General features: G+C 73.8%; 19 protein-coding genes and 2 pseudogenes. 9 read left to right on the forward strand and 12 right to left on the reverse strand.

Annotated elements, in window-relative coordinates; genetic code table 11:
• The 4 genes and pseudogenes from AB0N63_RS18050 to AB0N63_RS18065 all read right to left on the reverse strand — a co-directional run.
• Positions 1-197 (reverse strand): annotated as a pseudogene (locus AB0N63_RS18050) (sugar ABC transporter permease); the annotation flags it as partial.
• 14 nt (positions 198-211) lie between these two features.
• The gene (locus AB0N63_RS18055; RefSeq protein ID WP_365529975.1) at positions 212-1528 is read right to left on the reverse strand and encodes a sugar ABC transporter substrate-binding protein; all 1317 of its coding nucleotides are present in this window, start codon (positions 1526-1528) and stop codon (positions 212-214) included.
• A gap of 389 nt (positions 1529-1917) precedes the next feature.
• Positions 1918-2958, reverse strand: a complete 1041-nt coding sequence (locus AB0N63_RS18060) for a LacI family DNA-binding transcriptional regulator (protein ID WP_365529976.1) — start codon at positions 2956-2958, stop codon at positions 1918-1920.
• A 139-nt stretch (positions 2959-3097) separates the two neighbouring features.
• Positions 3098-3232 (reverse strand): hypothetical protein, encoded by a 135-nt coding sequence (locus AB0N63_RS18065; protein ID WP_365529977.1) that lies wholly within the window; start codon positions 3230-3232, stop codon positions 3098-3100.
• 170 nt (positions 3233-3402) lie between these two features.
• On the opposite strand from AB0N63_RS18065, the gene AB0N63_RS18070 reads away from it, so the two are divergent.
• Entirely contained in the window at positions 3403-4251 is an 849-nt protein-coding gene (locus AB0N63_RS18070) for an NmrA/HSCARG family protein (RefSeq protein ID WP_365529978.1), read from the forward strand.
• 56 nt (positions 4252-4307) lie between these two features.
• Here AB0N63_RS18070 and AB0N63_RS18075 read toward each other — a convergent pair whose 3' ends face one another.
• The 4 genes from AB0N63_RS18075 to AB0N63_RS18090 all read right to left on the reverse strand — a co-directional run bounded on the left by AB0N63_RS18075 (position 4308) and on the right by AB0N63_RS18090 (position 7512).
• The gene (locus tag AB0N63_RS18075) at positions 4308-5456 is read right to left on the reverse strand and encodes a DUF6596 domain-containing protein (RefSeq protein WP_365530161.1); all 1149 of its coding nucleotides are present in this window, start codon (positions 5454-5456) and stop codon (positions 4308-4310) included.
• An 8-nt stretch (positions 5457-5464) separates the two neighbouring features.
• Positions 5465-5872: a YciI family protein gene (locus AB0N63_RS18080; RefSeq protein ID WP_009192647.1), complete on the reverse strand. Its 408-nt coding sequence runs from the start codon at positions 5870-5872 to the stop codon at positions 5465-5467.
• Positions 5873-6096: 224 nt separating this feature from the next.
• On the reverse strand, positions 6097-6906 hold the full coding sequence (locus tag AB0N63_RS18085) for a glycoprotein (protein WP_365529979.1): 810 nt from the start codon (positions 6904-6906) through the stop codon (positions 6097-6099).
• Positions 6907-6909: 3 nt separating this feature from the next.
• Positions 6910-7512: a sigma-70 family RNA polymerase sigma factor gene (locus tag AB0N63_RS18090; RefSeq protein ID WP_365529980.1), complete on the reverse strand. Its 603-nt coding sequence runs from the start codon at positions 7510-7512 to the stop codon at positions 6910-6912.
• A 553-nt stretch (positions 7513-8065) separates the two neighbouring features.
• Between AB0N63_RS18090 and AB0N63_RS18095 the strand changes: the two genes are divergently transcribed.
• Both AB0N63_RS18095 and AB0N63_RS18100 read left to right on the forward strand, forming a co-directional pair.
• Positions 8066-8932, forward strand: coding sequence for an SAM-dependent methyltransferase (locus AB0N63_RS18095; protein WP_365530162.1), 867 nt, complete (start codon positions 8066-8068; stop codon positions 8930-8932).
• A gap of 234 nt (positions 8933-9166) precedes the next feature.
• On the forward strand, positions 9167-9340 hold the full coding sequence (locus AB0N63_RS18100) for a hypothetical protein (protein WP_019979825.1): 174 nt from the start codon (positions 9167-9169) through the stop codon (positions 9338-9340).
• A gap of 199 nt (positions 9341-9539) precedes the next feature.
• Here the strand turns inward: AB0N63_RS18100 and AB0N63_RS18105 are convergent, their stop codons facing one another.
• Positions 9540-10085 carry an XRE family transcriptional regulator gene (locus AB0N63_RS18105; protein WP_365529981.1) on the reverse strand — a complete coding sequence of 182 codons (546 nt, stop codon included), beginning with the start codon at positions 10083-10085 and terminating at the stop codon, positions 9540-9542.
• A 196-nt stretch (positions 10086-10281) separates the two neighbouring features.
• Between AB0N63_RS18105 and AB0N63_RS18110 the strand changes: the two genes are divergently transcribed.
• Positions 10282-11604, forward strand: a complete 1323-nt coding sequence (locus AB0N63_RS18110) for a benzoate/H(+) symporter BenE family transporter (RefSeq protein WP_365529982.1) — start codon at positions 10282-10284, stop codon at positions 11602-11604.
• Positions 11605-12159: 555 nt separating this feature from the next.
• Positions 12160-12930 (forward strand): hypothetical protein, encoded by a 771-nt coding sequence (locus AB0N63_RS18115; RefSeq protein ID WP_365529983.1) that lies wholly within the window; start codon positions 12160-12162, stop codon positions 12928-12930.
• Positions 12931-13179: 249 nt separating this feature from the next.
• On the opposite strand, the gene AB0N63_RS18120 is transcribed toward AB0N63_RS18115, so the two are convergent.
• On the reverse strand, positions 13180-14115 hold the full coding sequence (locus AB0N63_RS18120; protein WP_365529984.1) for a 2-dehydropantoate 2-reductase: 936 nt from the start codon (positions 14113-14115) through the stop codon (positions 13180-13182).
• 212 nt (positions 14116-14327) lie between these two features.
• Between AB0N63_RS18120 and AB0N63_RS18125 the strand changes: the two genes are divergently transcribed.
• From AB0N63_RS18125 to AB0N63_RS18135, 3 genes and pseudogenes are all read left to right on the forward strand, one after another.
• A complete protein-coding gene (locus AB0N63_RS18125) occupies positions 14328-14489 on the forward strand; it encodes a hypothetical protein (RefSeq protein ID WP_365529985.1) in 162 nt (53 codons plus the stop codon).
• 255 nt (positions 14490-14744) lie between these two features.
• A complete protein-coding gene (locus AB0N63_RS18130) occupies positions 14745-15473 on the forward strand; it encodes a DUF4097 family beta strand repeat-containing protein (RefSeq protein WP_365529986.1) in 729 nt (242 codons plus the stop codon).
• 3 nt (positions 15474-15476) lie between these two features.
• Positions 15477-15620: pseudogene (locus tag AB0N63_RS18135) on the forward strand (siderophore-interacting protein); the annotation flags it as partial.
• A 171-nt stretch (positions 15621-15791) separates the two neighbouring features.
• Here the strand turns inward: AB0N63_RS18135 and AB0N63_RS18140 are convergent.
• Both AB0N63_RS18140 and AB0N63_RS18145 read right to left on the reverse strand, forming a co-directional pair.
• Positions 15792-16667 (reverse strand): universal stress protein, encoded by an 876-nt coding sequence (locus AB0N63_RS18140; RefSeq protein ID WP_365529987.1) that lies wholly within the window; start codon positions 16665-16667, stop codon positions 15792-15794.
• A 445-nt stretch (positions 16668-17112) separates the two neighbouring features.
• A complete protein-coding gene (locus AB0N63_RS18145; protein ID WP_365529988.1) occupies positions 17113-17820 on the reverse strand; it encodes an HdeD family acid-resistance protein in 708 nt (235 codons plus the stop codon).
• Between the two features lie 306 nt (positions 17821-18126).
• Here AB0N63_RS18145 and AB0N63_RS18150 point away from each other — a divergent pair, with 306 nt between their 5' ends.
• Positions 18127-18351: a helix-turn-helix domain-containing protein gene (locus AB0N63_RS18150; RefSeq protein ID WP_365529989.1), complete on the forward strand. Its 225-nt coding sequence runs from the start codon at positions 18127-18129 to the stop codon at positions 18349-18351.
• The last annotated feature ends 109 nt before the right edge of the window (positions 18352-18460 follow it).

Raw genomic sequence — 18460 nt, forward strand, 5'->3', positions numbered from 1 at the left:
AGCTCCTTGAAACTCATCACGATACCGATCACCATCGGCACCAGATGAACCAGGAGTTCGAGGATCAGAGCGGGCAGCAGGAGCAGATACGGCAGTCCGATGCGCTTGATCCGCCCGGTGCGGCGCGGGCCGCGCGCCGCACCGGGGGAGCTCTTGTGCACCGGCCGCGTTCCCGTCTCGGGGACCGTGGTCGTCATATGGGTGTCCGCACTCACTTCTTCGGCATCTGCTGCTGGGCCTTGAGGAGCTTGGCCTTCACCGACTCGGTGGTCACCGCGCGGCCGGCGGCGGCCTCGGCGAACAGCTCCTTCACCGCCGTGCCGACGGCCGTCTCGAACTGCGACTCGTCGGCCACCTGCGGCAGGGCGGCGGCGCTGGAGGCCAGGGTCTGACGGAGCACCGCGGTGCCCTGCGCGTTGAACGCCGGGTCCGACTGCGCCGACTTGACCGGCGGGATGGAGCCGTAGGCCTTGTTGAGGATCTTCTGCTCGTCGTCGCCGGTCATGAACTTCACGAACCGGGTCGCGCCGTCCAGGTTGTGGGTGTTCTTGAAGACGGCCATGTTGATGCCGGCCACCATCGAGTTCACCTGCGCGCCGCTGCCCGGGGTGCCCGACTGCACGGGTGCGGGGGCGACGGCCCAGTCGGAGTCCTTCATGCCCAGCGACTTGAAGGTGGCGGAGGCGGTCTGCCACAGCACCATCGCCGTCTTGCCCTTGGCGAAGTCGCTCAGGGACTGGTTCTGGGAGTACTCGGCGTTGCTGACCGGGATGACCTTGTCCTTGGCCATCAGGTCGACGTACTGCTTGACCGCCGCGACCGCGTTGTCGTTGGTGAAGTCGGGCTTGCCGTCGGCGGTGAAGAAGTCGGCGCCGTGCTGCTTGGCGAGGACGAACACCTGGTGGATGTTCTCGGAGAGGTTGGAACCCTCGGTGCCGATGACCTGCTTGCCCGTGGCCTGGATCTTCCTGCCGTCGGCGACCAGCTCGTCCCAGGTGGCAGGGGGCTTGGAGATCCCGGCGTCGGCGAAGATCTTCTTGTTGTAGTAGAGCGCGTAGGACATCGAGTACAGCGGGACGGCCGCCGGGTCCTGGCCCTGGACGCCGGTGGAGCCGAGCGCGGAGTCCACGAAGCGGTCCTTGCCGCCGATCTTCCCGAAGTTCTTGACGTCCCACGGCACCAGTGCGCCGGTCGCCTGGAGGGAGGCGCTCCAGGTGTTGCCGATGTTGAGGATGTCGGGGCCCTGGCCCGAGGTGGTGGCGGTGAGGATCCGGTTCAGCAGGTCGGCCCAGGGCACGACCTCCAACTTGACCCTGATACCCGTCTGCTTCTCGAACTTGTCGAGTTCGGGCTGGAGGACCTTCTTGTCGACCTCGATGCTGGCGCCCTGGTTGGAGGCCCAGTAGGTGAGCGTCTTCGGCGAGTCGTTGGACCCGCCGCCGGTGGACGAACCGCCTCCGCAGGCCGCGGCCGCCAGGGCGAGAGACAGGGTGACGGCGCCTACGGCCGCGGCTCGGGTGCTGCGCATGACTCCTGGTGTCCCTTTCCGGGGGTCGAAAGCCGTGGAGCTGCCTGCGGACGCCGACACGGCGTTCGCCTCCTGAAGTCCCCAGGGCTTAATTTAGGATGTGAGTTAAGCCCCATGAGAAGAACGGCGTCAAGAGGGCCGGTCCGTCCGTCCTGCCCGGCGCATCCGCGGAAGGGCCGGCCGGACGGCTCGGGAGAGCGGCCGTACGGCCCGTGACCTGCGGTGGAGATGCGGGGGTGCCGTTTGGCAACGTTTGTGTCTCGGCGGTCCGGACCGGAGGGACGGCTGATGCGGAGGGGCAGCCCGTTCAGAAGGTGGACATCGCGGGGTCCCTCACGGGCGCGGGGTCCGTGCGTTTTAGGGGGCGGTCCGCAGGCCGCGCCGGGCCGTCACGCCGTCTCCCGCACGATGAGTTCGGGATCGAAGACGACGGAGACCGGCCCGGTGCCCTCGCCGCGGATGTGCTCGTCCAGGAGGCGGGCCATCTCCGCCGCCATCCGCTCGACCGGCTGGCGGACCGTGGTGAGCGGGGGACGGCAGGTCAGGGCGATCGCGGAGTCGTCGAAGCCGATCACCGCGACCTCGTCGGGCACCCGCCTGCCCCGCTCCTGGAGCAGTTGGCAGATGCCCTGCGCCATGAGGTCGTTGGCGGCGAACACTCCGTCCACGTCCGGGTGTCCGGCGAGCAGCCGCTCCATCGCCGCGACCCCGCTGTCGAGGGTGAAGCCGCCCTCGGCGATGGGCACATGCGGATGCCCGTGGCGGGCCAGCGTGTCGCGGAAGCCCGCGAGGCGCTCCTGACTCGCGGCGACGGCGAGCGGCCCGGCCACGGTGGCCGGGCGGCGGCAGCCGCGCGCCAGGAGGTGTTCCGCCGCGAGCCTGCCGCCGTCGCGGTGGTCCAGGTCCACGTAGCTCAGCGGAACCGGGCGGGCCGGACGGGCGAACAGCACGGCGGGCAGCTTCGCGTCGGCCAGCAGCGCGGGCAGCGGGTCGTCGGCGTGGGTGGAGACGACGAGCGCGCCGTCGGCGCGGCCCTGCCGCAGATACGTGAGCACCTCGCGCCGGTCCTCGGGCGACTCGGCGAACATCAGCACCGGGTGCATGGAGCGCGGGCTCAGGAAGCCGACGACTCCGGAGACCACCCGGCCGAAGAAGGGGTCCGCGAACGCCCTTGCTGCGAAGGCCCCTTGGGTCTCCTCCGGCGAGTCCCCCGCCCCGGAGACGACCAGCGCGATGGTCTCGGCGCGCCGGGTGACCAGGGACCGGGCGGCGCGGTTGGGTGCGTAGCCGGTCCGCTCGATCGCGCGGTGCACCAGTTCCTGGATCGCCGGGTCCACGTTGCGGACGCCGTTGACCACCCGGGAGACGGTCGCCCGGGACACACCCGCCTCGCGGGCGACATCCTCCAGGGTCGGGGCCTGATTGCTCATGCCCGCACCTTAACGGGCCGCCGGAAACACCGTACAGAGCGCTCTCGGGCCGCCCTTGCACACCGTGTGAACTGCCCGTTCGCCGAGCGCGTTCCGCTGCCCGAAGGCGCGGCCTCGGTCTTGGGCAGCGCACAGGCGCTCATCCAGGTGCGCCGGTGGCGCGGTTGCTGTCGGGCGACCGGCACCGGTCCAGGAACTCCTCGCGCAGCGGCCGCGCCAGCCGCTTCGGGGCGAGCAGGCCCCGGCTCATCAGGGTGCGCGGGGGGCTGCTCACGGACACACCGGCGGGGCGCCGCGCGGTGGTGCTGGACAACCGGTCCCGCGGCTTCTTGGATCGTCTCGCCGGACGAACGGTGCCGCGCCCCCCGCCGGGGCCCGCGCCGGAACATGCCGGTCGCCGTCCGGGCCCGTTCGGCGCCCGCCTGCTGGAGAAGGAGTTCCGCGATGACCGATGGGCCGATCCTGGTGCTTGCCGCGACCGGCGGGCAGGGCCGGGCGGTGACGGACGCGCTGCTGGACCGCGGGGCCCGGGTCCGGGCGCTGGTACGGGACCCCGGCCGGGGCGCCGCGCGGGAGCTGGCCGACCGGGGCGTCGAGGTGGTGGCGGGCTCGCTGAACGACACGGACTCACTGGCCGCGGCGATGGGCGGGACGGCGGGTGTCTTCGCGTTCACCACCCCGTTCGAGGCCGGGGTGGAGGCCGAGGTGGAGCAGGGGCGGGCGATCCTGTCCGCGGGGGCCGAGCGGCGCGTGCGGCATCTGGTGTTCAGTTCCGTGGCCGGGGCCGACCGGGACAGCGGGGTGCCGCACTTCGAGAGCAAGGCGCGCATCGAGGCGGAACTGGCCGGCGGCGACGTGCCGTACACGATCCTGGGGCCGACGTACTTCTTCGACAACGCACTCGGCGGTGCGGAGCGCATCCGCGACGGCGTCCTCGATCTGCCGCTGCCGCCCGACCGGCCGTTGCAGCAGCTGGCCCGGCCCGACCTGGGCGCGTTCGCGGCCGAGGTGCTGCTCGATCCCGGCTCCTACGCCGGGCAGCGCATCGAACTGGCCGGCGACGCGCCCACCCCCGCCCAGATGGCGGCGGCGCTCGGCGCGGTGCTGGGGCGGGAGGTCCGCCATGAGCAGGTGCCACTGACGGCGATCGGAAACCCGGACATGCACGCGCTGTGGTCGTTCCTGAACGGCCCCGGCTACCACGTCGACATCCCCGCCCTGCACGCCGCGCACCCGCAGATCCGCTGGACCCGGTTCGCCGACTGGGCGCGCGACACCTGGGCCGCCGGCTGAGGGAGGGGCCCGGCCCGGCACAGGGAGTCTCCGCGGGCTGGGCGGCGGCCGACCGGTCAGGGGCGGCGCCGGGTGGTGTTGAGGCGGGCGGCCTGGCGGGTCAGATGGTCGCGTTCCGCGAGGTTGGGCGCCTTGTGAGCCGCCTCGGCGTACAGCCGGGCCGCGGTCGCGAGGTCGCCGTCGCGTTCGTGGAGGTAGGCCGCGACCGCGGTGTGGCGGGGCAGCGCGGGGTCCAGTTCGGCGAGTGCCGCGAGGCCGGCGCGCGGCCCGTCGGCCTCGCCGACGGCGACCGCGCGGTTGAGCCGGACCACGGGGTTGTCGGTGAGCCGCGTCAGCTCGTCGTACCACTCCACGATCTGCACCCAGTCGGTCTCCCCCGCGGTGGGCGCGTCGGCGTGCAGGGCCGCGACGGCGGCCTGGGCCTGGAACTCGCCGAGCCGGTCGCGGGCCAGGGCCGCCTGGAGGATCGCCACGCCCTCGGCGATCAGTCTGGTGTCCCACCGGCCGCGGTCCTGCTCGGCGAGCGGCACCAGGCCGCCGTCGGACGCGGTACGGGCGGCGCGCCGGGCGTGGTGCAGCAGCATGAGGGCGAGCAGTCCCGCGACCTCGGGGTGGTCCACGGCCGCGGCGAGTTGCCGGGTGAGCCGAATGGCCTCGGCGGCCAGGTCGACGTCACCGTGATAGCCCTCGTTGAAGACGAGGTAGAGGACGCGCAGCACGGTGGCCACGTCGCCCGGCCGGTCCAGCCGCACCTGCGAGACGGTGCGTTTGGCGCGGCTGATCCGCTGCGCCAAGGTCGCCTCGGGCACCAGGTAGGCCTGGGCGATCTGGCGGGTGGTGAGGCCGCCGACGGCGCGCAGGGTGAGCGCGACGGCGGACGACGGGCTCAGCGCGGGGTGGGCGCACAGGAAGTACAGCTGGAGGGTGTCGTCGGCCGCGGGCGCGGGCCCGGGGGCCGGTTCCTCCTCGCGGAGGTCCTCGCGCCGGCGGCGGGCGGCGTCCGCCCGGACCGCGTCGAGGAACCGGCGCCAGGCGACGGCGATCAGCCAGCCCTTCGCGTCCCGCGGCGGATCGGCCGGCCAGACGCGGAGGGCTTCCAGAAGAGCGTCCTGCACCGCGTCCTCGGCCGCCGCGAAGTCGGCTCCGCGGCGGACGAGGGCGGCGAGGACACCGGGCGTGAGGCGGCGCAGCAGTGCCTCGTCCATCGGCGAGGTCACTCCGTGACGGTGGGGGGCTCGGTCAGGAAGGGCCGCAGCTCCAGCCACTCGTGCAACGGCTCGCCGCCCGCGCCGGGGGCGGCCGACAACTCTCCGGCCAGCTCCAGGGCGCGTTCGTAGGTGTCGACGTCGATCACCATCCAGCCGGCGATGAGGTCCTTGGTCTCGGCGAACGGCCCGTCGGTGACCGGCGGTCGCCCCTCGCCGTCGTAGCGGACGAAGGTGCCCTCGGGGGCGAGCGCCTGCGCGTCCACGAACTCGCCGGTCTCCTGGAGCCGGGCCGCGAAGTCCTGCATGTACTTCACATGCGCCGAGACCTCTTCCGGCGCCCACTGGTCCATGGGCACGTCGTTGGCGCAGGGCGGGGCGCCGCGGTAGTGCTTCAGCAGGAGGTACTTGGCCATCGTGTTTCTCCTCGGTGCGGATGCGATCCATTGTGGTCGCGTCGTGGTCGTGTGGCCGCGCTGTCGTCGCGCTTCACCACGGGGACGGAACCGGTCACGGGTTCTCGACATCCTCGGGGAGATTTCTTCGGATTCTTTTTCCGGGGTCCTCCGGGCCTCCCGTCTTCCTCGGCTCCTTGCGTCCCCTTCGGGGCGGCGTTCCGCCCGGTCCCGGTCCGCCGGTCTCATCCGGTGGCGGGTTCCTGGGCGGGGAGCTGGGTGAGGGTGCGGTCGGGGCGGGGGATCTGGCCGAAGTCCTCGTCGGGCGTGCCGACGGGGAGGCTGTGGATGACGGCCTCCAGCCGGGGCGGCAGGGTGGGCCGCCGGCCCCGCCAGCAGCGGCGGATCAGATCGCGGCGCACCCCTTCGGGGAGCAGGAAGCGCTGCGGCCGGTGGGGGGCCGCGGGCCGCTGCGGCGGCGGGGCCAAGGCGCGCGCGTGGGTGCGCCAGTACGCGGCGGTGCGGTGCTCGGCGCGTTGCAGATGGAGGAGGTAGAGGCAGAACGCGGCGGTCCGGTTGCCGGCTCCGGCGGCGAACTCGAACCAGAACTGCGCCTGGTCGCGGTAGCCCGCCAGATGGAGGAGGGCCGCGAAGACCAGGGCGCCCTCGGGTTCGATGTGGTCGTGGTCGACCAGCCGGGCGAGGCTCAGGTGCGCCTGCGGGGCGTCCACGACGAGGGTGACGGCCAGGTCGAGGTCGTGCGCGGCCTGCTCGTGCACGCTGCGGTAGCGCACGGGCGGGCGGGGGTGCGGGGAGGTCCGGTCCGGGATGGCGCGGTCGGGGCTGGCGTGGGCCTGGTCCGGGAACGCGCCGGCGAGATGCGGGGCCGTGTCGGTGGGGGGTTGGATCCCGGTGGGGTTCGGGAGCGTGTCGGCGAGGGCGGTGACACGCCGTAGGGCCGCGTCGGTGTCGTAGTCGTCGTAGGCGTCGGTGAGGGCCTGGGCCGCGTGCAGGGCGGCTTCGATGCCGGCTGGCTCATGGTCGGTGCGGGCCACTGCTCAGTTGTCCGTCTCCTGGTAGGGAATGTGGAGTTCCTTGGCGAGGGATCGGCGGGCATGGCGGACGTGGGAGCGGACCGTGGCGGTGTCGATCCCGAGGTATTCGGCGACCTCGTCGGCCGGCATGCCGAGCAGGAAGCGCAGGACTATCACGTCGTAACGGCGTTCGGGCAGGGCGGAGATGGCGGCGTAGAGGCCGATCTCCTGGGATATGACGCGTAGTTCGTCGCGCATCTCGTGCAACAGGAGCTTCTGGAGGGCGGTCTGGAAGGCCGCGTCGCCCACCTGCGGCGGCAGGCCGCGTTCGGCGAGCCAGCGGTGGACCTCCTCCTTGAGGATCAGCCATGCGTAGCGCGGCACGGAGTCCTGGAGCAGGGCGTGCGACCAGTTCACCCGCAGCCGGGCGCACGCCGCGTCCACGACGGCCTCGGCCGCGGCCCGGCTGCCGACCTGGGTGTGGGCGAAGCGCATCCAGAGTTTGCGGTGGTAGGCGTGGAAGGCGTCGAAGGTGAGGGCGAGTCGCTCGGGCCGGTTGGGCGTCCGCTGGGCGTGGGGGCCGGCCGGACCGGGCGAGCCGTGCGAGCCGCCGGGGAAAGGGCTCATCCCACCTCGCTCTCGCCGCAGGGGCGCGCGTGCGGGTGCCCGTACGGGCGTTGCCCGCACGGCCGTTCATGCGGGTGCGCGGACTTGTGCCGCGGGAGGCGTACCGCGCCGCGTAAGGCCGCGGCCAAAGCGCGCCGGCCGGCGTGGGCCGGGTCGGGGGCGTAGATCCGGGCGGCGGTCTCCCGGACCGCCAGGGGTTCCCGATCGAGCTTCACTGTGGTCCTTCGTGCTGTGCACCGCACCGCTCCACGGTGGGGCGGGGTCGGTGTGCGGGACAAACGTTTCCCACTCGCAAGCCAACCGGCCGAACGGCCGTCCCGTGCAAGGGGTTCCGGAATTTTTTACACGCAGCGCAATATTGTGACTACCCACGAGTAGGGGGCGGAGGCGGTCGCCGTGTCGCTTTCGCCCCTGTCTGCGAGGGGCGGAAGTTGGCTTGAGCTGCACGGTTGTCCCGGCAGTGCGGAGGGGGGAAGCTCGGGTGGTGCGGGGTGGCGCCGCCTGGCGCACGCCCGTGTCGGATCACAGCAGCGGGGAGACGGGGGCAGCGACCATGGACGGCAACGGCGGCACGCGGGAGCACGAGGACGACGGCGGCCACGGCGATCACGGCGATCACGGCAGCGTGGTGGACCTGGAACTCGACCGGGCGCACTCGGCGCGTATGTACGACTACTTCCTCGGCGGGATCACCAACTTCCCCGCCGACCGGGAGGCGGCCGGCCGGGCCATGGCCGCCTTCCCCACGATCCTGATCGCCGCGCGCAGCAACCGCGCATTCATGCACCGGTCCACCCGGCACCTCGCCCGGTTGGGCATCGAGCAGTTCCTGGACATCGGCACGGGCATTCCGACCTCGCCCAACCTGCACGAGGTCGCCCAGGCGGTCAATCCCCGGGCCCGGATCATCTACACCGACAACGACCCGATCGTCCTGGCCCACGCCCGCGCGCTGCTGCGCAGCCACCCGGAAGGCAGCACCGCCTACATGCAGGCCGATGTCACCGACCCCGACGCACTGCTGAAGCATCCCGTGCTCAGCTCGACGTTCGACTTCGACGCGCCCATCGCCCTCAGCCTCAACGCGCTGCTGCACTTCATCACCGACCGGCACGACGCCCACGGCATCGTGGAACGCCTGAAGGACGCCCTGCCCTCGGGCAGCACGCTGACGATCAGTCATGTCACCCCGGACTTCGACCCGGCGGCCATCGCCCGTCTCACCTCCGTGTACGAGGCGGCCGGTACGCCGGGTCAGGCCCGCACCCTGGAGGAGATCTCCGCCTTCTTCGCCGGCTGGGACCTGCTCGAACCCGGCCTCACCCCGGTGCTGCGCTGGCGCCCCGACCCGGACGAGCCCCACCTCAACGTCACCGACGCCGAGGCCGCGTTGTACGCGGGCATCGCCCGCAAACCCTGAGCCGGTCGGCCGCGCCGGCCCGTTCCACCGGCTCGGTGGGCGCCCGTCGAGTCGGCCCGACCGTCGGCCGGCTGCCGGTCGGGCGCCTGCTGTCGGTCGGGCGCCTGCTGTCGGTCGGGCGCCTGCTGTCCGCTGTCGGTCGGGCCCCGGACGGATACGCCGGGTTTACCGGCGGCGTCACGGGTCAGGTGCACATCCAGCACTGGACGACGTACGACCGAGAGGGTGAGCAGCATGGCCGCCAGCGAGAAGGCTCGGGCCAAGGCCGAGAAGGCAGTCGGCAAGGTCGCCCAGGCGGCGGGACGCGCCGTCGGCAACCAGAAGTTGGTCGCCAAGGGTCACGCGGCGGAGGCCGCGGGCCAGGCCCGCGAGGCCAAGGAGTCGGTCAAGGACACCGGCCGGCGCTGAGCGCGGGCCGCCGGGAGTCTCCTCCCGCGGATGCTTCCGTACCGGGCCGGAGCCGTTGCCGGCTCCGGCCCGGTTCCTGTCGTGGAGGCCTTGCCGAGGGAGTCCGCCGAGAGGCGGGCCGGGCACGCCGCACCTCGGGCACGTCGCTGCCGGCGCAGGGGCGTTGAGGGGCGCGGCGCGGGAGCGGACCAGGGCCCGGTCACAGGGCGGTGGCCGGGTAGCGGACGAAGAGGATGCCGTGGGCCTCGCCGTGCGGGGCGCTGTAGAGGTGTGCGGTGTCGGCCGGCCAGCTGGCCGATTCGCCCGGGCCGACGCTGCTCGGCGCGTCGAGGGCGCCCACGACGGCCGTACCGCTGAGGATCATCAGGCTCTCCGTGGTGCCTGCGACATGGGCGGCCGACTCCTGGGTGGCGCCGGCGGCGATGGTGACGCGGAAGACGTCGGTGACGGCGTCGTCGTCCTCGTGCCGCTCGATCAGGACCGCGGTGGCCGCGCTGCCGGACACGGCCCCCTCGTGGTGCTCGGCGTGCGGCGGCGCGTCGTCGGCCAGGACAGCGCTGAGCGGCCGGTTCAGGGCCGTGGTCAGGGCGTAGAGGGTGTCGAGCGTGGGGTTGCGCGTGCCGCCCTCCAGCTCCGAGAGGGTGCCCTTGCCGACGCCGGAGCGCCGCGCCAGCTCGGAGAGCGACAGGCCCCGGGCCGTGCGCAGCTCGCGCAGCCTGCGCCCCACTTCGTCGTTCAGCCCCATCGCCGGATCGCGCTCCCGCTCTCGTCGCCGTGGTCCAGGGTCCCCGTCCGCCGTGGTTGACGGCTCCCGTCCGGGTCTCTAGTGTTCCATAAACGGAACGTTCTGTTTATGGAACACCCGGGGGCGGTAGTCCTGCCCGGCGGCCGCCACACGACACCGCACTCCGCCCCGCCGCCTCGTCCCGGAAGTTGCTCGTATGTCCTCCTTCACCGACCGCATACGCGCGGCGGCCCCGCCGTCGGCGGTGGCCGCCGGTCTGATCGCCGTCACCGTGGGCGTCACCAGTTCGGCCGCACTCGTGTTCACGGCGGCGAAGGCCGCGGGCGCGGACCCCACGGAGATCGGCTCCTGGATGCTCGCGCTCGGCGTCGGGCTCGCCGTCACCTGCGTCGGGCTCTCCCTGCGGTACCGCACCCCCGTCGTCACCGCCTGGTCGACACCCGGCGCGGCCCTGCTCGCCACCACCCTCGTGGGTGTGCCGATGGGGCGGGCCGTCGGCGCGTTCGTCTTCTCGGCGCTGCTCGTCCTCGTCACGGGTGTGACCGGATGGTTCGCCCGCGCCATGGACCGCGTCCCGGTGCCTCTCGCCGCGGCCCTGCTCGCCGGGGTGCTGCTGCGGTTCGGCACCGGTCTGTTCGGCACGATGCACGGCGACTTCGCCATCGCCTTCCCGGTGTTCGCGCTCTACCTCCTGGCCCGTCGGTTCCTCCCGCGCTACGCCGTGCTGGTCGCCCTCGCCGGCGGTGTCCTCGCCTCGGCGCTCGCCGGTGGCTGGCGCCTGGCCGAGCTGCGGATCTCGCTCGCCCAACCGGTGTTCACCGCACCGGACTTCGACTGGCGCACCCTCGTCAGCGTCGGGGTGCCGCTGTTCGTGGTCACGATGGCCTCGCAGAACCTGCCCGGGGCGGCGGTGCTGCGCAACTCCGGCTACGACGTGCCCGTTTCGCCGCTGATGACGTGGACCGGTGCCGTCAACGCCGTCCTCGCCCCGTTCGGCGCGTTCGGCCTGAACCTGGCCGCCATCACGGCGGCGATCTGCACCGGCGAGGAGGCGCATCCGGACCGGGACCGGCGGTTCGTCGCCGCCGTGTGGGCGGGCGTCTTCTACCTCTGTGTGGGTGTGTTCGGCGCGACGGTCGCCTCGCTGCTCACCGCGATGCCGCAGGCCCTCGTGCTCTCCCTGGCGGGCGTCGGCCTGCTGGCCACGATCGAGAACTCCCTGGCCACGGCCCTGTCCGACAAGGCCTCGCGGGAGGCGGCGGTCGTGACGTTCCTCGCCACCGCCTCCGGCGTCACGCTCCTCGGCATCGGCTCGGCCTTCTGGGGACTGCTCGCGGGCATCCTCACCAGCGTGATCGCGCACACCGGCCGCCGCGGCGGACCGCGACCGGCGGCCGGGGCCGCGGCACCGCCCGTGGCCCGGCGCCGCCCGGCAACCGACCCGTCCGCCCCGGTCCCGGCCGGACCGCTCACCTCCGCCCCGGCCGACGGGCACCCGCCGGCGACCGGCCCTCGGTGATGGCCCGACGCCCGACACCTGAGGCAACGCCCGACGCCTGACGTCCGGTGGCCGGTCCACCGGTCAGCGCAGGGCCGCCGCCGTCGCGAGGCGGGCGAGGGCGGGCCGGCCGGCCTCGGTGCTGAGACCCGCTCCGCCGGCCAACCGGTGCCGGCCGCTGCGATGCGACCGCGGGGCGGAGGCCGGCGCGGGCACGGGGACCGGCCGGCGCGGACGGTCCCCGTCTTCGCCACGCCCGCGAGGACTTCGGCTCCGACGGGCGCTGCATTCGTCGAACCCAACAGCAGGCCGAGGGCGTCGGTCAGGCGGCCGCATGACGTCCGTGTGAGACTTGGCAGTGACCGCACCCCCGGTGCGAGGCTCGTCGGCGCAACGGGGCGAAGCGTCGTGGCGCGAGGGCGGGCCGCGGCCCGGGGGACGGTCCACCTGCCCCATTCGACCCCGGTTCGACCCTGCCGCCGAACGGCAGAGTGGACATCCCCTCTGACCTGGGCCTCAGGAGTGCGACCGGGCAAGCCGGACGGTACGCGCGCCGTACCGGGCGAGGAGGACGGCGTGCGGCTCACCGACACCCGGTCGGGGCGGCTCACCCAGGTTCCGCGGGGTCCCGGCGGACTGCTGCGCGTCTGCGTCCACCCCGCACCGGCCGGACGGCGCGGCCTGCTGGGCGAGCTGCGGGCGATGCTCGTCGCGGACGTGCTGTTCCGCATCGCCGAGCTGGAGGATCTCCAGGTGGTCACCGGCTACGTCGAGCGTCCGCTGCCCGAGGAGCGGGCGCGGGCACTGGCCGGTACCGCCGCGCTGCTCGGCATCCACCCGCCCGCGGTCCGCACCCCGGACGCCGCCTCGATCGCACCGTTCGGCGGCCCCGTCGACGTCCATGTCCTCGCCCCGGCGGCCGACCCTCCGGCGGCGGAGCACGGGCTGCCGGTCAGGGTGGGGGCCACGGAGGCGTCCGGCGGCCTGGACGCGCTGACCGGCGGCGGGGCCGATCCCCTGGCGCTGCGGCTGGTCCTGCTCGCCCGGCCGTACGCGCGTCCCGTCGATCTCACCGGGCGCACGCTGGACGACGCGAGGGCGACGCTGGCCCGGTGGCGGGCGCGCGTCGCGGCCTGGGCGGACGCGCCCTCGCGGCCGATGCACGCGGACACCGTACGGCGTCTGGGCGCCGCCTACGACGACGACCTGGACACGCCCGCCGTGCTGGAGGCGCTGCGGCGGCTGGAGGACGAGCCGGACGTCCCGGACGGCACACGGTTCGAGACGTTCGTGTACGCCGACCGGGTGCTCGCTCTCGAACTCCCGAGGGACATCGGCCGCACCTGACCTGACCCACGGGGCCCGCACACGACCGCGTACCGCCGGCGGCCGGTCGCGTTGGCGGGACGGCCGGTTCCGGCCGCACCATGAAAGGCAGACGGGCGACGAGGCTCGTCCTCGACCGCACCTCCTTGCCGATCGCTTCTGCCAGCGACCAGCCGCCACCGGCGGCCCCGGCACCGGTCACCGACTGCCCGGCCCCCGCCGAACCGCCCTCCTGGCTCCCGTCGTGCGGGTGACGGTCGCCGGTCCGCGTCAGTCGTCGCCCGCCGGGTGCGCGGCCGCCAGTTCGGCCACCAGCCGGCTCGTGACCGGCACCGGCACCCCGTGCCGTTCGGCCGCCCGTACGACGGCCCCGCCGATGGCGTCGAGCTCCAGCGGGCGGCCGGCCTCCGCGTCCCGCTGCATCGAGGACTTGGCGCCCGCCGGGAAGGTGTCGTACAGCGCCAGCGACTTCGCGGGATCGACGGGCGCGCCGCACGCCCGGCTCACCGTGGCGGTCTCCTCGACCAGTGCGGTCAGTTCCTCGCGCCGCTCGGTGCGCACCGCGCCGATGGTGAGCCCGTAGCGGGTGGTGAGCAGGGCGAAGGGGGCGAGGAAGGCGAGCTTGGCCCACAGGGTGGCCGTCTCGTCGCCGGACAGCCGGGTGCGCACCCCGGCGGCGGTGAGCAACTCGGCGAGCGGGGCGAGGCGTTCGCGCTCCCCGGCGAGATCGATCTCCGTGAACGGGCTGCCGTGCTCGACGACTCCGGGGGCGGTGCGGGTTGACTCGACCCGGATCACGCCCGCCGCGACGGTGGCGGTGCCGTACCGTGCGCGCAGGGCCGGCAGGTGCTCGACGCCGTTGAGCAGGGGGAGGATCAGGGCGTCGCCGAGCAGGTCGGCCGGGACGCGTTCCACCGCGGCGTCCAGTGCCGTGTGTTTGACGGTGACCAGGAGCAGGTCGACCGGTTCGCGCAGCGCGGTGCCGGCTTCGACGGGTGCGGTGAAGTCACCGAACTGGCCGCTGCGCACCCGGATTCCGTCCTTGCGCAGCGCATCCGCGGTGTGCTCGCCGGCGACGCAGACGACCCGGTGTCCGGCCCGGGAGAGGAGCCCGGCCAGAAGGCCGCCGACGCCGCCCGGGCCGAGGACCGCGACGGTCCGAGGGCCGCTGTCGTGGCTGTCGTTGAGGGGTGGTGTCGTGGGCATGTGTGTTTCCTCTCGGCTGGGGGCGGGGTCGGCACCCGACCCGCCGCCCCGCTCCGGTCCGGACCGGAGGGCTGGAACGCGGGAGGGGGTTGCCGCCCCGGGAAGATCGTCCAAGCCCCCGGTGCGCAAGTCAATCGTGGGGTTCGGTGGACGCTCCGCACAACTGGTCCGGGTGCCATGACACTTGACGCTCCGCGCGTCTTCGTGGCGGCGTGCCCGGCCGGCAGGCCTCCGCCGGCTCCGGCCCGCTGCGCTTCCTGCCCGTCGCCGGTCTGCCGGAGCCGGCGGTGGGCCGAGCCGCGCGCCGCCGGGCCGATCTGACGCCGCTCGCCCGGGCGTTCACCGACACGGTCGGCGCGATGTGCGCGCGATGACGGGTGACAGAGCGGCGACGGGTGACGGCGCGGCGAAGGGGCCGCCGCGGTGACGGATGACATGTGTACGGCGGCGTGCCCGTCGCCGGGGGCCGTCCGGCAGCGGACCTCAGGGGGATGTCGGGGGTTAACCCCATGGTGGGGTGGGTCTCGGCGCCGTTAGCGTCGTGGCCACGGCGGACCCGGCCAGGGTCCGCCGGGCAGCGACCGAACCGCCGGCGGGACCGGCGACTTGCGTACGACGGGGAGATTCTCATGCACCATCGGCTCCGCCTTCTCGCGGCCACGGCCCTGACCGTGGCCGCGGCGGGGGCGCTCGGCGCGTGCGGTGCGCTCAGCGACAAGACCTTCGAGGACGAGCACGCCGTCCGCGAGAAGATCACGTCGATCCGGATCGACAACGAGAACGCCGGCGTCGAGATCCACGGCGGGGGCGGCACGAAGGTGTCGGTGCACCGCAAGGTGAGCTACCGCGGCGACAGGCCGACGGCGCTGTCCTACCGCGTCGACGACGGCGTCCTCGTCCTGGCCGGCTGCGGCCGCCACTGCTCGGCGCAGTACACGGTCGACGTCCCTGCGGGACTGCCGGTGACCGGTTCCACGTCGAACGGCGAGCTGGACCTGTCCGCGGTGGGCGCGGTGAAGGTGTCCACCAGCAACGGCGATGTGCACGTGGACGGCGCGAGCGGACCGGTCGATCTGCGCACCTCGAACGGCCGGATCCAGGCGAAGGGCCTGAGGGGCGCCGGAGTCAGGGCCAAGAGCTCCAACGGGCCGGTCTCCATCGGCACGGCGGTGGCCCAGGACGTGTGGGTGCGCACCTCCAACGCCGAGGTCACCGTCACGGCGCCGGGCGGCCCGTACCGGGTGTCCGCCCACACCAGCAACGGCGGCCCGCACGTCTCGGTGCCCACCGACCCGAAGGCTCCGCACACGCTGGATCTGAGCACGTCCAGCGGGGACATCACGGTCAAGGCCCCGTGACGGCCGACGACGTGGGTGCGGCGCCGGTTCGACGACGGTGGGCGTCCGCACCGGCGGCCCTGCACCCTGGTGGCCCCGGACCCCGGGCACCTGCGTCATGGCTTCGCCCTGCACGCGGGGCGCGCCGGCGACTGGGCCCGCGCCGCCCCTGTGCGGATCGCCTGCGACGCGGCGACGTCCGCGAACTCGCCGCCTTCGTGCGCAGGCGACTCGGCGTGCCGAAGGAGCCGTCGCACGCGCTGGGCCACTGGCGGGCCTGAGCGGCGGGGGGGCGAGGTCCGCCCGGACGGTCCCCCGTGACGCCCGGCGGCCCCGGCGTCACGCCCGTTGCGGCACGACCGCCACCGGGCACCGCGCGTGATGCAGCAACGCGTGGGCCGTACGCCCCAGTTGCGGAGCGAAGTGGCCCGTGCTGCGACGCGCTCCGACGATCACCAGATCGGCAGCGGCCGAGCGGTCCACGAGCACCCGGTGGGCCGGGCCCTCGACGGTCGCCCGCCGCACCCGGACGTCCGGATGCTCGGCCGCCGCCTCGCTCAGCAGTTCCTCCAGCAGGGCGGCGGCCCGCTCCTCGTGCCCGAGGGGCGAGTCGTCGGGCGGCGCCACCGCACGGCCGGCCTCCAGCAGCGGGGTGCGCCAGGCCCGTACGACGTCGAGGACGCAGCCGCGCGCGACCGCCTCGCGGAACGCGAACCGCACCGCCGCGCCGGCGCTCTCCGGACCGCCCGCGCCGAGCAGGATGCGCTCGTGCGTGCCGGTCACCCCCGCGCTGTCGCCGCGGACCACGACCACCGGGCAGCGCGCCCGGGACGCGACGCCCAGGCCGACCGACCCGAGCAGCAGCCCCCTCAGCCCGCCGTGCCCGTGCGAGCCGACGACCAGCCCGGAGGCGGTGTCGCCCGCGTCCACCAGGGCGGAGACCGCGTCCTCGGGGAGGACGTCCGTGGACACCTTCACCTGCGCGTTGCGTCGCCGGGCCCGCTCCTGCGCGGAGTCGACGACGTGCTCGGCCATCACCTGCTCCGAGGGCCGGTCCGTGCCGCCGTCGGGCACCACGCCCTCGTAGCGCTCCCACAGGGAGGCGTACACCAGCCGCAGCGGCAGCTGGCGCAGGGCGGCCTCGTCCACCGCCCAGTCGACCGCCGTCAGACTCGGACCCGATCCGTCCACACCCACGATCAGGGGCGACTCCATCGCGACCACCTTTCACCCGGCTGCCGCGCTGTGCGCCAGGTCGTCCTCCTGCCACCGTCGCACCGGGTGGGGCGGGGCGCGAGGGCGGTTCGGTCCGTCCTCAGGACGTTCGGCCCCCTGTCGGCGCGGCCGGACAGGCTCAGGCCGGAAGTGCGGCGGAGGACGTCGGACCACCGCGCACACCGGAGGGGACCATGCCCATGACCACCACCCTCGGCGCCGTCAGCGACGTCATGACGCACACCGTCGTGGCCGTGGCGCGGGACGCCCCGTTCAAGGACCTCGTCGGGTCATGGGGCAGTGGAAGGTCAGCGCGCTGCCCGTGCTGGAGGGCGAGGGCCGGGTGATCGGCGTCGTCCTCATGGCCTCGGGCAGCGAGAGGCGCCCGGTGCCCCCGCCCGCCCCTCTGATCCGGGGGGGTGGCGGGGGGCGCCGGGCGCGGGGGTCAGTGCTGCGGGTGGGGGTGTGCGTGGAACAGGGCCCGCCGCTGCTTGCCGGCGCTGCCCCGGGTGAGCCGGCCGGCCGCGATCCGCAGCTGGATGGCGTGCACGACCTCGGTCACCCCGAGGACGATGGCCATGATGCCGGTGACCAGCGTGAGCGCGGCGATCGAGCCGAACGGCGAGACGATCAGCACGATGCCGGCCAGCAGCGTCAGGATGCCAAGGAACAGCTGCCAGCCGCGCGCCGGCATGCCCGGCGACGAACCCGCGGCGGCCGTCATCATGATGCCGCGCAGCAGCCAGCCGAAGCCGAGCCACAGGGCGAGCAGCAGGATCGACTCGAGTGTGTCGCGGAAGCAGATGAGTCCGAGCAGTACGCAGAGCGCGCCCGTGATGAAGTGCAGTGCCCTCAGGTGTCCGGGCACATGCGCGCCGAACGCGGAGGCCAGCTGGAAGACGCCGGTGACCAGCAGGAAGACACCGAAGAGCACACCGACGACGCGCAGCGTCTCGCCCGGCCAGATCAGGACGATCACGCCCAGGGCGATCGACGCGAGGCCGATGGTGAACAGTGCCTGCCAGCCGAGGTTCGCCAGCGCGCCCAGGGTCTCCCCGGCGGGGTTGGCGCCCTGGGGCGGGGCCTGGGTGGAACTCCGGTGCGGGGTCTCGTGCGGGGGGCCGTGGTCCGGGGAGTCGGAGGGGAGTGTCATGTCGGTCCACCTCTTTCATGGCGCGACACAGCAGGTTCAGGACATCTTCATCGTCACCCAGATGGCGGTGTCCCGCCCGGGGAGGCCCCGCGGCGGGAGTCGGGGCGGCGGAAGTCGGTGCCGCTGGTCCCACGGTGCTGCGACCGCTCCCGCTCGGAGGAGGGCCGAACGGGTCCGGACCGGGGCCGAGGGTCCTCGGCCGTGCCGCGACCGCGCCGCGAGGAAGGCGGCCGGGGCGGTGACGGGTGCTCCGTTCGGGGTAGACGACGGGCACACCCGGACGACGATCACCGAAAGGACCGACTCGTGGAGAAGGGCAAGCAGATCACCGGTACGGCCCGTGCGGAACTGGCGCGGGAGATGAGGAAGCAGTACGAACAGGGCATGTCCATACGGGCCATCGCGGAGGAGCACGGACGGTCGTACGGCTTCGTCCACCGTGTGCTCACCGAGACGGAGGTGCCGCTGCGCGCCCGCGGCGGCAACCACACCCCGCAGCACCTCCAGGACGCCGGCGGCTCACGGCGGTGACGGCGGGCCGCCGCCCCCGGGTGGCGCGCGGCGCGCCCCCCGCGGGGGCCACCCGGGAGCTTGTGGAAGGGCGGGGTGGGAGGGAGGGGGAAACCGTGATCGGGGAGGG

The organism is Streptomyces sp. NPDC093260 (genome assembly GCF_040683715.1).
Taxonomy (GTDB): Bacteria; Actinomycetota; Actinomycetes; order Streptomycetales; family Streptomycetaceae; genus Streptomyces; species Streptomyces sennicomposti.